Origin of the sequence: Mesorhizobium sp. M7A.F.Ca.CA.002.04.1.1 (assembly GCF_004022805.1) — a bacterium.
In the GTDB taxonomy this organism is placed as follows: Bacteria; Pseudomonadota; Alphaproteobacteria; order Rhizobiales; family Rhizobiaceae; genus Mesorhizobium; species Mesorhizobium ciceri.
Window position 1 is genome coordinate 1 of the sequence record NZ_RZPL01000222.1, and the last position, 7,577, is coordinate 7,577.

General features: G+C 61.8%; 6 protein-coding genes. 1 reads left to right on the top strand and 5 read right to left on the bottom strand.

From position 1 onward, the window contains the following. Window positions 1-158: 158 nt before the first annotated feature. The 4 genes from ENZ75_RS13955 to rpsF form a co-directional block, all read right to left on the bottom strand. Entirely contained in the window at window positions 159-1,463 is a 1,305-nt protein-coding gene (locus ENZ75_RS13955) for a cyclopropane-fatty-acyl-phospholipid synthase family protein (RefSeq protein WP_013532522.1), read from the bottom strand. A 301-nt stretch (window positions 1,464-1,764) separates the two neighbouring features. Continuing rightward, window positions 1,765-2,349: a 50S ribosomal protein L9 gene (gene rplI / locus ENZ75_RS13960; protein WP_013532521.1), complete on the bottom strand. Its 585-nt coding sequence runs from the start codon at window positions 2,347-2,349 to the stop codon at window positions 1,765-1,767. Between the two features lie 218 nt (window positions 2,350-2,567). Further along, window positions 2,568-2,816 (bottom strand): 30S ribosomal protein S18, encoded by a 249-nt coding sequence (gene rpsR / locus ENZ75_RS13965; protein ID WP_006203718.1) that lies wholly within the window; start codon window positions 2,814-2,816, stop codon window positions 2,568-2,570. Next, window positions 2,816-3,316 (bottom strand): 30S ribosomal protein S6, encoded by a 501-nt coding sequence (gene rpsF / locus ENZ75_RS13970; protein ID WP_013532520.1) that lies wholly within the window; start codon window positions 3,314-3,316, stop codon window positions 2,816-2,818. The genes rpsR and rpsF overlap by 1 nt, the downstream gene beginning before the upstream one ends. Before the next feature lie 451 nt (window positions 3,317-3,767). On the opposite strand from rpsF, the gene ENZ75_RS13975 reads away from it, so the two are divergent. Next, window positions 3,768-5,429 (top strand): pilus assembly protein, encoded by a 1,662-nt coding sequence (locus ENZ75_RS13975; RefSeq protein WP_063167703.1) that lies wholly within the window; start codon window positions 3,768-3,770, stop codon window positions 5,427-5,429. Window positions 5,430-5,476: 47 nt separating this feature from the next. Here the strand turns inward: ENZ75_RS13975 and ENZ75_RS13980 are convergent, their stop codons facing one another. Then, complete coding sequence (locus tag ENZ75_RS13980; RefSeq protein WP_024504319.1) at window positions 5,477-7,408, bottom strand: LTA synthase family protein; 1,932 nt, start codon at window positions 7,406-7,408, stop codon at window positions 5,477-5,479. Window positions 7,409-7,577 lie beyond the last annotated feature (169 nt).

Consider the following 7,577-nt stretch of genomic DNA (forward strand, 5'->3'; position numbering starts at 1 on the left):
GCGGCGACTTCTCCAGCCGCCACCAGGCCCAGAATGAAAAGCAGCCGGCGATCTCGGCCAGAGCGGCGGCGGCATAGAGGACAAAGGTCATGAAAAAGGTCCCGCGACGGTCACGGGACCTTTTTCAGTGCCGGCGCCGGCAATGGCAAGCGGCAATGCTATTCCTGGTCGGCAACCTTGCGGCGGCGAGCCGGCTTGGCGGCCGGGCTCTTTTTGACGGGAGCCGTTTCACGATGCCCCATATCGCGCATCTCCAGCGCTTTTTCGCATTTGGCCATGTAGTCGCGTGTCATCGGCAGCGTATCGTTCTTCTTGGCGATCTGGATCTGGAAGATCACCAGATCCTGCCAGCGGAATGCGGCTTCCGAGGCCGCCAGATAGAATTCCCACATGCGGCAGAAGCGCTCGTCATAGATCGCCTTGGCCTTGTCGCGATTGGCGGCGAAGCGCTCGCCCCAGTGCTTCAGCGTGTCGGCATAGTGGAGCCGCAGGATCTCGACGTCGGTGACGACCAGGCCCGACTTCTCGATCGCAGGCATCACTTCCGACAGCGACGGGATGTAGCCGCCCGGGAAGATGTATTTGCGGATGAAGGCGCTGGTCGCCCACGGCACGCCGGAACGGCCGATCGTGTGCAACAGCATGACGCCATCCGGCTTGAGCAGCGTCGCGCTCTTGTCGAAGAAGGTGCGATAGTGGTTGACGCCGACATGCTCGAACATACCGACCGAGACGATGCGATCGAAACGCTCATTGAGTTCGCGGTAGTCCTTCAGCTCGAAATGCACGCGGCTTTCCAGCCCTTGCGCATGCGCCCGGTCGGTGGCGACGCCATGCTGCTCGGTCGACAGCGTGACGCCTTGCACGTCGACGTCGAACGCCTTGGCGAGATAGAGGCCAAGCCCGCCCCAGCCGGAGCCGATGTCGAGCACCGTCTGGCCGGCCTTCAGCCGGAGCTTGGCGGCGATGTGGCGTTTCTTGGCGCCCTGCGCCTCGTCGAGCGTCATGTCCGGCTGCTCGAAATAGGCGCAGGAATATTGCATGTCCTCGTCGAGGAAGAGCCGGTAGAGATCGCCCGACAGATCGTAGTGGCGCTGCACGTTGCGCCGCGAGCGCGAGGCGGTGTTGATCTGCTGCAGCCGGCGGAAGGCGTGGCGCAGGCCTTCGATGGCCTTCGACCAGGTGGCGTCGATGCCGCCGCTGCCCATGTTCTGGAAGGCGATGCGCATCACGCCCAGCACGCCGCCCTCGAGAATGTCGAGTTCGCCGTCCATGTAGGCTTCAGGCACCGCCAGCATCGGATCGAAGGTGATGGCGCGCTCGGCATGCGCGGTCTTGATGTGCATGTGCACCGGTTCGCCGCTGCCGTCGCCGAAAACCACCGCCGTGCCCTTGGGGCCGGTTACCCTAAGATTGCCGGTGCGCACCAAGCGGTCGAGAACGCGCTTTAACAGAATATTCATGACCAAATGTCCCCTCTCGGCCAGACAGGCTGCCTTGGCGCGTGACCGCGAAAATCGGGATCGATTTCGCCGGAGATCTTGCGCCGAACCAAAGTTGCACAGCGTGCTTTGCGCGGCCAAAGGACGCGCGACGCCATAGTCTGCAACAATATATAGGGGTTCGAAAAGTTCCATTTGGCACAAAAATGCCCGGGCGCGAGGCCCGGGCATTGGTCCAGCATGGCTGGATGACGGCAAAGTGATCGGAGCTTGGCGTCAAGTCGTGATCAGCCCCATGGCTCCAATCGCTTGCGACGTGTGATCAGGCGTTGTCTTCGTCGCCCTCGAACTCGGTGTTCGGATCGAAGAAGTTCTCCGGCCGGGCGTTGTCGTTGATGTCGTCGCCATAGATGGCTTCGGCGGTGGTCAGCGTCTCGCCCTTGGCCTGGCGCTCGGCTTCGTCGGCCGTGCGGGCGATGTTGAGCGTGACGGTGACCTCGACTTCCGGATGCAGCGCGATCGCCACATTGGTGACACCGATGGTCTTGATCGGCTGGTTGAGCAGGATCTGGTTGCGGTTGATCGAAAAACCTTCCGCCGTCAGCAGATCGGCGATGTCGCGGGTCGAAACGGAACCGTAAAGCTGACCGGTTTCGCCGGCGGAGCGAACGGCGATGAAGCTCTTGCCGTCGAGCTTTTCAGCGACCTGGGCCGCTTCCGACTTGCGCTCGAGGTTGCGGGCTTCAAGCTGGGCGCGCTGGCCTTCGAACTTCTTCTTGTTGGCTTCGTTGGCGCGCAGCGCCTTGCCCTGCGGCAGCAGGAAGTTACGGGCGAAGCCGTCCTTGACCTTGACGGTATCGCCCATCTGGCCGAGGCGGGAAACGCGTTCGAGAAGAATGACGTCCATGGATTTGTTCCTTTGGTTGGACGCCAATCGATCGATGAGATCGGCGCCGAATGTCTTGGGAACAGGTCAGGAAGCTTGAGCGCCTTTGGCGCTGGTGTCGCTGTCCTGCCTGTGCGGCAGTTAGAGGTTTTGACCTCAACCCGGGATTTGATGTTCAACCCTGCGGCGCCCGTCGCCGTGGGAGAAGAGCGGGCGGCGAACCGCCCGCATTTGAGATATTAGCGAACCACGTAGGGCAGCAGGCCGAGGAAGCGGGCGCGCTTGATCGCCTTGGCGAGTTCGCGCTGCTTCTTCTGGCTGACGGCGGTGATGCGCGACGGCACGATCTTGCCACGCTCGGAAATGTAGCGCTGCAGCAGACGCACGTCCTTGTAGTCGATCTTGGGCGCGTTGGCGCCGGAGAACGGGCAGGTCTTGCGGCGGCGATGGAACGGGCGCCGGGTCGGGATCTGATTGATGTCGACCATTATTCTGCACCCCCTTCAAAGCCTTCGCGCGGACGGCGCGGACCACGATCGGCACCGGCGTCGCCGAACGAGCGCGGCGGACGATCGCCACGGTCGCCGCGATCACGATCGCCGAACGAACGCGGACCACGATCGCCACGGTCACGGTCGCCGAAGCCGCCGCGTTCCGAGCGCTCTTCGCGCTTCTGCATCATGGCCGACGGGCCTTCCTCATGCGCCTCGACCTTGATGGTCAGGAAACGCAGCACGTCTTCGGACAGGCCCATCTGGCGCTCCATCTCGTTGAGCGCGGCCGCCGGGCAATTCAGGTCCATCAGCGTGTAGTAAGCCTTCCGGTTCTTGTTGACCCGGTAGGTGAGGGACTTCAGTCCCCAGTTCTCGACCCGGCCGACGGACCCGCCATTTGCGGAGATGACACCCTTGTACTGTTCGACAAGCGCATCGACCTGCTGCTGCGAGAGGTCCTGCCGGGCAAGAAACACATGTTCGTAAAGAGCCATTATGTCTTATGCCTTTCTTCGTTTCTCTCCCGGTTCCCGGCGGCAAAAGCCTCTGCAACTTCTCTGACCCGCAAACCCTCGAGGGGCAGGGGGAAGAAAGGAGCATGACGAGACGGTCGAGAGCGGAGACACGGGAGGCGGAAGCACTTCCGGCTTCACACGAAGGTTCTGAAAAACCTCCGGCCCTCCGTTCAGCCCCCAGCAAGGACCGGCAGATTGCGGGCGTCTATACAGCAATCCGGCCGCAAAGCAAGGGCAAGCGGCATTCCCGTGTGTCGCAGGCGACGATCGGGAGCAGCAACGGCCGGAGTCGTGGTTTCCGGCAACCACGTCTTAACCACACCAGCAGGTTGTGTGGAGTTGAAGCCTGGCCGTCAACGGTCGATTCATCATGGAAGGCGCAAAAGCCCGGACAACCGCGCAAAAGCGGCAAGCATTTCCGGGGGTAAGGATGCTTCTCAACAAATTCTGGCGCTCGAAGAGCGGCAATTTCACGCTTGTGCTGGGACTGGGTTTGCCGGTCATCCTGACGGCAGTCGCTTTCGCAACCGATGTCTCGACCCTTATGCGGGCCAAGAGCAATTTGCAGAACGCTCTCGATTCGGCAAACCTTGCTTCTTCGCATCTTGGCGATCTCGACATCACCCGCAATGACGCTTTCAACCGCTATTTCCAGGCCAACATCGTCGGTCATGGCGAGCTCGACAATGCGCAGGCGACGTTGACTGTCGACAAGGGCGTCAACTTCGTCAAGACCAAGGCGGTTGCCTCGGCGGACGTCCATCTCAACTTCGCCTTCCTGTTCGGCGACAGCAAGCACATCGTGGTCGATGCCTCGGCGGTCGAATCGAACAACCAGCTCGAAGTCGTGCTGGTGCTGGACAACACCGGCTCGATGGCCGGCGCGCGGATGACGGCGCTGAGGACGGCGACAAAATCGTTGCTCGACACGCTCGAAGCGGCGAAATCGCCAACGCGCAAGATCCGCGCCTCGCTGGTTCCTTTCGTGACGGCCGTCAATGTCAATGGCGACGGCTTCGACCCGTCCTGGATCGACATGGACGGCAAGTCCTCAACCAACGGCGTCAATTTTCCCGTCATCGACGGCAAGCGGCCGAACCACATGGCGCTTTTCAAACAGCTCAAGAAGACCGGATGGGCCGATGCCGGATGGAATGGCACCGGATGGAAAGGTTGCGTCGAGGCGCGGCCAGGCGCTTACAATATCTCCGACACGCCACCCGACCCGGCCAAGCCCGACACGCTGTTCGTGCCCTACTTTGCGCCGGATGATCCCGAAGACGCCCAGAAGCCGTCTGGCTCCTATGGCAATTCGGATAAATACTACAACAACTCCTATCTCAACGATGTCAGCGACAAAACCAGGCTTGCCCAGTCGGGCATCAACATTCTGGGCATCGATCTCAGCAACCTGCTCGGCAATCTCATCGAACTTCTGTCGCCCGATGACAGGGATGCCAGGGAAAAGATCGCCAAATATGTTGCGCCCGCCAAGGAACTCATCACCGAGATCGGCTCTCCCGTCACTGTCGGCCCGAACCGTGCGTGTCCGACCCCGGTGGTCCCCCTGACCGACGATTTCGACAAGCTGCGCAAGGCGGCCAGTCAGATGACCGAGTGGAATGGCTCGGGTACCAATGTCTCCGAGGGCCTGTCATGGGGTATGCGTGTGCTGTCGCCCGCCGCGCCCTACACCGACGGAGCGCCTTGGAAGACGCCCGGCATCAGCAAGATCGTGCTGTTGCTCACCGACGGCGAGAACGTCGTCTATGGCGCCAGCGAACAAGAACCGACAAAGTCGGATTACACATCCTATGGCTATCTGGCTGGCGGCCGCTTCGGATCGGACAACCAGACGACCGCTGCGCGCAATGTCGACGGCTGGACCAAAAACGTTTGCACGCAATTGAAGAACGAGGGCGTGCAGATCTACACCATGGTGCTGCAATCCGACACCGCAGCCAACCGTGCGCTTTACAGCGCCTGCGCCTCGGATCCGAGCAACTATTATGCCGTCAACGATCCGACCAAACTGCCGAACGTGTTCCTTCAGATCGCCAACAACTTCACGAAGCTGCAATTGACCAACTGAACACGCGAACCGAGACGGACCAGCAGGCTCTGAGGAAATCGCTGGCCTCAACTCGTATGGGCGGCGACAATCTTGTCGACCGTTTCGGGGAAGAAGTCGGGCGCTGCGTGGCGTTTGCCGAACATCATATCGTACTGCAGCAGGCGGAAATCGCGGATCGCCGGATCGATCTCCTTCTGCCGCGCCCAATCGGGCGTGGCCTCGCCAGCCGGCGTCAGCAGCAAATTGCGGTCGACGACACGGTAGTGTTCGCTCATCTCGCCCAGGAAGCCGGTGTAGTAGGGATGGCTGATGCCGGCCGTCTTCAGGATATGATAGGGCAGGAAGGCCGGGCTGACAGCGCCCATGTGCTCAGCCGGCCCGGTGCGGTTCGACCAGATGACCAGCGGCGTCTCATGATGCTCGAGGGCAGCCTCGGGCGACGCTTCCTTGCGCGGCGCGACATTGTCCTTCAGGAAGCCGGTTTCGACATAGACCGGCCCGAGCGGCGGCAGATGGTCGCCGAAGAAGGCGATCACGGTTGGGCGGGAGCGTGTCTTTGCCCATTCGACGAGGCGTTCGAGACCGCGATCGGCATCGGCTGAGCCTTCGGCGTAGCTGAGCAGCGATTCGCGCGCCCACTGGCTGATCGGCGCCTGCACCCTGTGCGTGGGACTGTAATAGCGGTTCGGTTCGTAGGGACCGTGGTTTTGCAGGCTGACCGCAAAGAAGAACACCGGCTCTTCGCTGGCGTCGGCCTCGCTGATGATCTCGTCGGTCATCGCGGCATCCGATGCCAGTGGCCCGCGCTTTTGCATTGGCGGCAGCGTCTCTTCCGACTTGAAATCGTTGAAGCCGAAATCGGCGTAGACCGCGCCACGGTTCCAGAACCAGTTGGTGCCCGGATGGATGGCGCGCGCCCGATAACCCTGGCTCTTGAGGAAGGTTGCCAGCGACGGCGTCGGCGTGCGCACATATTGCTGGTAGGGGATGCTGCCGGCCGGCAGGAACGCGTTGGAGAAGCCGGTCAGCGCCTCGAACTCGATATTGGCGGTCATGCCGCCGAACTCCGGCGAGAACATCGAGCCGGAGCGCAGCGCCCGCACATTGGGGATCGGATCGGGCGTGATGGTGACGCCGGGCAGCTTGGTCGGGTCCCAGAAGGACTCGCTCATGACGATGATGATGTCAGGCTTCTCGGCCGGCACCGAGGCGGTCACATCGGGCCTGGCGATCGCCGCGATCGCCTTGTCGGAATAGCCCGGCGGCGCAGAGACATGCGCCATCGGCACATTGAGCGCAAAGGCCAGCGCAAAACCGTTGGAGGCATAGTTTTCCTTCTGGTCCCACATGATCGGGATGATCTGCAACCGGTCCCTGGTCCAGGAGAAGGTGGCATAGTCCATGATCGAAACGAAGAAGGCGAGCAGCGGCACTGCCAGCGTCAGCCGCGCAAGGCGTCCCTTGCGGCTGAGTGCGGGAACCTTGCGGCGCCACATCCGCCAGCCATAGACGAGCAGCGACAGGCCGGCGACGATGCCGACGACCATGGCGAGCGCGGTCATCGGCCGGTCGCGCACCAAAAGCGGCAACAGCGCGAAGATCTGGCGGGCATAGAGGAAATCGGTCGGATAGAGCGGATCGCCGAGATAATGCGACTTCTGGTGGCCGACGAAGGCAAGCGATAGCGTCAGCGGCGCGACGATCATCAGGCTCTGATGGCTGCGGCCCAGCACCGCATCGAGGCCGATCAGGATCAGCGCGAACACGACGATGGTGGTCCAGCCCGGCTTGAGCGGCTGCAGGAAGAAGGAGACCGTGCCGGCAAAGTCGCCGCGCACGATCAGTTCGATGGCAAACACCAGGACGGCGGCGATCGCCAGGCTGATCAGCCCATAGCGCACGACCGGCCATCTCCTGCCCGGCAGATAGCCGGTGGAGGGGTCGTCTTCCAGGAACTGTGGCGCGGCCTTGCCGGCGCGTTTGTAACTCTTTGCCACTTTAACTTCCCCACCCAGCGACAAGCACGTCACTCGATTGTCATGGAATTGTCACGCAAAGCTAGCGCCTGTGGCCAAAATAAGAAGAGCCAGCAAACGAATCGTGAGCGGTTTTCATCAGGAGTGATCGCCAAAAAGCCTTTCGGAACAGGCACTCGGCGGATGAAGC

What these genes read in the sequence shown, in the direction of transcription:
- ENZ75_RS13955 (WP_013532522.1), bottom strand. Translation starts at nt 1,463, where the DNA reads ATGAATATTCTGTTAAAGCGCGTTCTCGACCGCTTGGTGCGCACCGGC.
- rplI (WP_013532521.1), bottom strand. Translation starts at nt 2,349, where the DNA reads ATGGACGTCATTCTTCTCGAACGCGTTTCCCGCCTCGGCCAGATGGGC.
- rpsR (WP_006203718.1), bottom strand. Translation starts at nt 2,816, where the DNA reads ATGGTCGACATCAATCAGATCCCGACCCGGCGCCCGTTCCATCGCCGC.
- rpsF (WP_013532520.1), bottom strand. Translation starts at nt 3,316, where the DNA reads ATGGCTCTTTACGAACATGTGTTTCTTGCCCGGCAGGACCTCTCGCAG.
- ENZ75_RS13975 (WP_063167703.1), top strand. Translation starts at nt 3,768, where the DNA reads ATGCTTCTCAACAAATTCTGGCGCTCGAAGAGCGGCAATTTCACGCTT.